This window comes from Congregibacter sp. (assembly GCF_965660375.1).
GTDB lineage: Bacteria > Pseudomonadota > Gammaproteobacteria > Pseudomonadales > Halieaceae > Congregibacter.
In genome coordinates this window covers 1-4,898 of sequence record NZ_CBFHZO010000005.1, presented here as the reverse complement: position 1 = coordinate 4,898, position 4,898 = coordinate 1, and the positions used below count along the sequence as shown (strand labels likewise).

Annotated in this window: 5 protein-coding genes and 1 pseudogene; 3 read left to right on the top strand and 3 right to left on the bottom strand. The window is 56.6% G+C overall.

What is annotated here, in order from left to right; translation table 11 throughout:
- The 3 genes from ACTG3T_RS00560 to yaaA all read right to left on the bottom strand — a co-directional run.
- The coding region (locus ACTG3T_RS00560) for a DUF938 domain-containing protein (RefSeq protein ID WP_439100314.1) at nt 1-305 on the bottom strand (305 nt) is incomplete at its 3' end.
- A 2-nt stretch (nt 306-307) separates the two neighbouring features.
- A complete protein-coding gene (locus ACTG3T_RS00555; RefSeq protein WP_439100313.1) occupies nt 308-1,780 on the bottom strand; it encodes a flavin-containing monooxygenase in 1,473 nt (490 codons plus the stop codon).
- Between the two features lie 37 nt (nt 1,781-1,817).
- The gene (gene yaaA, locus ACTG3T_RS00550; protein ID WP_439100312.1) at nt 1,818-2,600 is read right to left on the bottom strand and encodes a peroxide stress protein YaaA; all 783 of its coding nucleotides are present in this window, start codon (nt 2,598-2,600) and stop codon (nt 1,818-1,820) included.
- Nucleotides 2,601-2,737: 137 nt separating this feature from the next.
- On the opposite strand from yaaA, the gene ACTG3T_RS00545 reads away from it, so the two are divergent.
- The 3 genes and pseudogenes from ACTG3T_RS00545 to ACTG3T_RS00535 form a co-directional block, all read left to right on the top strand.
- Entirely contained in the window at nt 2,738-3,253 is a 516-nt protein-coding gene (locus ACTG3T_RS00545) for a TRAP transporter small permease subunit (RefSeq protein ID WP_439100311.1), read from the top strand.
- Nucleotides 3,253-4,611 carry a TRAP transporter large permease gene (locus tag ACTG3T_RS00540; protein WP_439100310.1) on the top strand — a complete coding sequence of 453 codons (1,359 nt, stop codon included), beginning with the start codon at nt 3,253-3,255 and terminating at the stop codon, nt 4,609-4,611. Before ACTG3T_RS00545 ends, ACTG3T_RS00540 begins: the two co-directional genes overlap by 1 nt.
- Nucleotides 4,612-4,790: 179 nt before the next feature.
- Nucleotides 4,791-4,898: pseudogene (locus ACTG3T_RS00535) on the top strand (acyl-CoA thioesterase); the annotation flags it as partial.

The following is a 4,898-nucleotide window of genomic DNA, read 5'->3' as shown; positions in this document are numbered from 1 at the left end:
GCATCAGGCCAGGGCTCGGGCCATGGACTGTCGCAGATATCCAGGGCTATGGGCGCGAGCAGGTTGTCGAGTTGACGGTCGAGCTTTGCCAGCTCACAGCGGGGGCGCAGCATTGCTAGCGATTCAGGGTGCTCAGTGGGTTGCCACTGCAAGTGCGGCATGGACGCGGCAAATGCCGTAGCGTGCTGTCCGGTGCCCGCGCCAACCTCCAAAACCGACGTCGATTCAGCTAGCAGACGCTTAAGTTCGCGAAGAATAGGCCCCCGGTTATTTTCCGCAGCCTGAGAAAAGGGTAGATCCGACACGGCTAAACACGCATATCAAAATCGGCAAAGTCGGGCCTTCGCATATGCCACCAGTAGGCCAGGGTGGACCGGGGCCAGTTGTTGGTCACTTTGCCCGCCGCATTCTTGTACCAGCTCTCGCAGTTTGCGACCCACACCGTTTGCGCCAGCTCTCCCTGCATGCGCTCGCTGTAGGCCAACTGCACATCCTCGTTGATATCCAGCGCGGCCAGCTCATGACTCAAGAGCTTGTCGATGCAGTTAACAACATAGTCCACCTGACGCTCCACCATAAAAATAATGGAGTTGCTTCCAAGGTTGGTATTGGGGCCGTAGAGCATAAAAAAATTGGGAAAGCCGTGGGTGCACACACCGCGATACGCCTCTGCACCATCGCGCCAGGCCTGTTGCAAAGACAGTCCGTTCACACCTTTAAAATTCACGGCGCTGTGCATTGCCGTAGTGTTAAAGCCCGTAGCGTAGATAACCGCGTCCACAGGGCGCTCAAGGTCGTCCTCGGTGCACACGCCCGCGGCATCCATCCCGGTGATGGGAGAAGTCACCAGCTCGACGTTGTCTCTCACAAAGGCGCCAAAAAAGTCATCAGAAATCAGAATGCGTTTGCAGCCCAGGCGATAGTCGGGGGTGAGCTTGTCCCGCAGCTCCTGATCCCTGATCTCTTCTTCGCGGTAATCCTTGCACCACTTTTCCCACTGCTTGAGCAGCCAGGTAGAGCTGTTGCGTAGCACGGGATAGAAAAGCCATTCACCTCGGAGATAGACCATGGCCCGAACCGCTTTTTGCGCCAGGGGAACATTGCGAAAAATCCATTTCTCCCAGTTTTTATAAGCCCGGTCATTGCGCTTGATCACATAGTTGGCGCTACGCTGGTATACGTGAAGTTGCTCCACTTCCTTAGCGATATGAGGGATAAACTGCAGCGCGCTGGCCGCATTCCCGATCACCGCTACCCGCTTTCCCTTCAAGTCATAGTCATGATCCCAGCGAGCGGAATGAAAGCTGTGTCCCTCAAAAGTATCGCGCCCGGGAAAGTCAGGAATATTGGGAAGGTTGAGCTGCCCAAGGCCACTCACCAGGCTTCGGGCACTGAGCGTCTCGCCATCTGCCAACGTGATCTCCCAAAGTCCTGAGTCCTCCTGCCACTGCGCATCGGCTACCTCGGCACTCAAACGCAGATGGGAGAGGAGACCAAACTCTTCAGCGCAGCGCTGAAAATAGGCCCTGATTTCATGGTGCGGAGAAAACTTGTGAGACCAGTCCGGGTTGGGTGCGAAGGAGTAGCTATACAACACCGAGGCGACATCGCAGCAGGCGCCGGGATAGGTGTTGTCATACCAGGTGCCACCGACCTGCGGCGATTTTTCAAGGATGACGAAGTCGGTGATACCACGCTCGCGAAGCTTGATGCCCATACACAGGCCTGACATGCCCGCGCCAATAATCACCACCTGATGCGTGGAGTTGTTTGCATTCATGCTTGTATACCTGGTTCGTTCTCGAGCGCGGTGTTGATCAGCTGCCGGGCGCCTCGTCCCGCGTAAACACCAGCTCCCGGGCTGATGACTCCGACGCGTTATAACGATAGCCCGCGACGCGGTACTTCTTCAGGGCGGCCACATCATTAATCTCTTTTTCAACAATGTACCGCGCCATCTGCCCTCGGGCCTTCTTCGCAAAGAAGCTGATGATTTTGTACTTGCCGTTCTTGAGATCTTTGAACACCGGGGTAATCACCTCGCCATCCAGAGCCCCCGGTTGTACCGCCTTAAAATACTCATTGGAGGCCAGGTTCAAGAGTACGGGGGTGCCGGTTTTCTTGAGCTGTTTATTGAGGCTGTTGGTCACAGCATCACCCCAGAACTCGTAAAGGTTTTTGCCGCCGCTGTTTTCAAAGCGCAGACCCATTTCCAGTCGGTAGGCCTGCATAAGATCCAGAGGACGGAGGACGCCATAAAGACCCGAGAGAATACGCAGGTGCTTTTGCGCATAGGCCAGTTGCGTTGCGTTCAGGGTTTCGGCTTCCAAACCGGTGTACACATCGCCCTTGAAGGCCAGAATCGCCTGGCGCGCGTTGTCCTTGTCAAAGGGTCGATGCCAGTCCATGAAGCGCTGATGATTGAGCGCCGCGATATTCTCGGACACACCCATGAGCGACCGGATATCCGCAGGGTCCAGCTGCCGGGCATCCGTAACCAGCGCCTCGGAGCGCTCGAGAAATTCGGGCTGGGTAGCCTTGCTGGTTGTAACGGGCGAATCGTAGTCCAGAGTTTTGGCCGGTGAAATAACGCTCAACATTGTCCGTGTCCTTGCCGCTTGATGAAGTGTTCCTAAGTCCGCGTTCTGGCTGGGATCTCAAGGCCTTCTGCAAAGCAGAGTCCGCGCGGTGGGCTATGATACCCTCGCCCTCCGGCATTAAGAAAGGCAACGAAAGAGTGCGTAACTGGACGTCTTTTATTCAGGCGGTTGATCGCTTTACGCTATTCTTTGGACGACTCCTCGCCTGGTGTGCATTGGCCATGGCGCTGCTTACCGCCGCGGTGGTTATCCTGCGCTACGGCTTTGCTACCGGGGCCATCGCTATGCAGGAAGCCGTCACCTATCTCCATGGTAGCCTCTTTATGCTCGGGGTAGCTTACGCCTTAAAGACCGGTGCCCATGTGCGCGTGGACATCTTTTATCGCGAATTCAGCGCTCGAAACCGTGCCTGGGTCGATGCCCTGGGTGGCATCGTATTTCTTCTACCCCTGTGTGCGGTGATCGTGTTTGTGAGCTGGGGTTACGTCGCTGACGCCTGGGCCATCCGCGAGGGTTCCCCTGAGCCCGGCGGCATCCCCTATTTGTACCTGCTCAAAACACTGTTGCCGCTTATGGCCATCAATCTTGCCATTGCAGGCGTGGCGGATATCTCACGCAATGCCCGGCTTCTGGCCCGGGGCGAGCATTCCTGATGGACGGGTCCGTTGCCCTATGGATGTTCGCAGCCGTATGCGGCCTGCTGATGCTTGGCTACCCTGTAGCTTTTACTCTTGCAGGCACGGCTCTATTGTTTGCCGCAGTGGGGACCATCGCCGGGGGGTTTGATCCGGCTTTTCTTGAAGCGCTGCCCGGACGTCTCTTTGGCACCATCAGCAATGTGACGCTTATCGCGGTACCGCTGTTTGTAATGATGGGCGTGGTTTTAGAGAAGTCGAAGGTCGCGGAAGAGCTGCTGGAAAGCATGTCCGCACTCCTCGGACGCCTCCCGGGAGGGCTGGCGATCTCCGTGGTTATTGTGGGCATGCTGCTGGCAGCGAGCACCGGCATCGTGGGTGCCACGGTGGTCACCATGGGACTTTTGTCGCTGCCCACCATGCTGCGGGCGGGCTACGGCCCCAGCATCGCCACCGGCACTATCTGCGCCACAGGCACACTGGGTCAGATTATTCCCCCGTCTATCGCCCTCGTACTCCTGGGGGATATTCTTTCCAGCGCCTATCAGCAGGCACAGCTTGAGATGGATGTGTTCAACCCCCAGACGGTATCCGTTGGGGACCTGTTTGTTGGTGCCATTATTCCAGGGTTGTTACTAGTCGGCATTTACTGTCTCTATATTTTGGGGATGGCGCTGCTGCGCCCACAAAGCGTACCTCCGATCAAAACGCGGACCATGTCCTGGGGCAAGTTGCTCCACGGGCTGGTGCCGCCGCTAATCCTTATTGCGGTGGTTCTTGGCTCCATTCTCGCCGGTGCCGCAACCCCCACAGAAGCGGCGGGAGTCGGAGCCACCGGGGCATTGCTGCTGGCCGCGATCCGCGGCGAGGTGAATCGCTCCAAGCTCCAGGAAATCGTCAGCAGTACCCTGGAGACCACGGCCATGGTCTTTATGATCCTCATTGGCGCCGCGGTTTTTTCCCTGGTTTTTCGTGGCTTTGGTGGCGAAGAATTGATTCAGGCTTTCTTCGCGGACCTGCCCGGCGGGGTGTTTGCGGCAACGCTACTGGTGATGGTCGTTATCTTTGCCCTGGGCTTTGTGCTGGACTTTATCGAGATCACCTTCGTAGTGGTACCCATCGTAGGGCCGATTCTTCTCATGATGGGAGTAGATCCCGTATGGCTGGGCATCATGATTGCCATTAACCTCCAGACATCCTTTCTAACGCCGCCCTTTGGCTTTGCGCTGTTTTATCTTCGCGGCGTAGCGCCGGATTCGGTGCCGACTTCGGCGATTTATCGGGGTGTAATACCGTTTATCTTTATTCAGCTACTCATGCTCGCAGCACTGTGGATCTGGCCCGAGCTGGCTACCTGGTTACCGTCAAAGCTCTAAACGCTACACCTACCTTCGCAATGGCGGCTAAAGTTAGGCGGTATCCCGCGTTTGACCGGCTTTGTTTGACCGAGGTAGATCTGACCGAGATGGGTCTGACGACCATCAACCGTTAACAACTAACCATGAACTACGTACCATGAACCTCCAACCAGAAACCAGCGCAGACTAAGCAGACCATGAGCGATATTGACTCCACACCACTACCCCAGGGCGAACTCGCCATACAAACCATCGCCATGCCCAAGGACACTAACGCCTCCGGGGATATCTTCGGTGGCTGGTTG